The sequence below is a fragment of the Vibrio sp. Vb1337 genome (assembly GCF_033338715.1).
In the GTDB taxonomy this organism is placed as follows: Bacteria; Pseudomonadota; Gammaproteobacteria; order Enterobacterales; family Vibrionaceae; genus Vibrio; species Vibrio alginolyticus.
Genome location: NZ_JAWOTD010000310.1, coordinates 1 through 1,008 on the forward strand (window position 1 = coordinate 1; position 1,008 = coordinate 1,008).

At 47.4% G+C, this 1,008-nt stretch carries 1 protein-coding gene; it reads right to left on the reverse strand.

What is annotated here, in order from left to right:
• Window positions 1-1,008, reverse strand: a 1,008-nt coding sequence (locus tag R7E42_RS25855) for an MFS transporter (RefSeq protein ID WP_318073365.1), incomplete at both ends; no start/stop codon positions are given.

Genomic DNA, 1,008 nt, shown 5'->3' on the forward strand with positions numbered 1-1,008 from the left:
GTAGACTCAAGCCAACCAGATAGTAATGCGGTGATGGTGACACAACTGAACACGAAGAACTCATTAAACGCCTGCGCTTTGCTGCGGTTTTTCGCTTCGTAACTTTGGCTAAACAGCCCCGTTGCAGCGATAAACATGAAGTTCCAACCTACGCCCAACAAAACTAAGGCAAGGCTAAAGTGCCAAATGGACACACCATGAATGTTAATCCCTATACAAGCAATAAACAGCACACCTCCCGCTAGGATCATTTTCTTTGCGCCGAACTGCTCAATTAATCGACCAGTAATAAAGGCCGGAGCGAACATGCCGAGCACATGCCACTCAATCACACCTGCGGCTTTGTCAAAATCGAAACCACAACCAATCATCGCCAAAGGCGTCGCTGTCATTAGAATATTCATCACCGCATAAGCCACCATTGCCGCTAACACAGCAATCATAAAGTTCGGGCGTCTTATGATGTCACTAATAGTATCGACTTTAACATGCGATAGCTGAGTATGCGCTGGCGGGAACCGAATCGTTTGAAGCAATACAAGCGCGGTGATGTAGAGAACAATCAGGACAGAAAAAGCACTCGTATATAAACCATCGTCTGACCATTGTTGCGAATACACCGCTAAGTTCGGACCGAGAATAGCCGCTAATACCCCACCCGCCATAGATATTGAAATTGCTCTGTGTCTTGCCGATTCTTCACACACTTCTATTGCAGCCAAGCGATAGAGCGTGCCAAAGCCGATTCCGACACCGAGCAAAAACGTAGAAAAACAGAATAGATAAAAGGTTTGTTGGCTTAACGCGTACGTCGCCAAACTTGCGCCCACGATGCCGATGAGGTTACCTAGGCTAAAGCCCAAACGACGACCGAGTTTCCCCATAATCAATGATGCAGGTATCGTTGCCGCCATTAAACCGAGAAACTGCAGTGCGACAGGCAAAGTAATAAAGCTCGGTGACGGGGCAAGTGTTTTGCCAATGAGCGCGATCACCGAGATCAAGAGA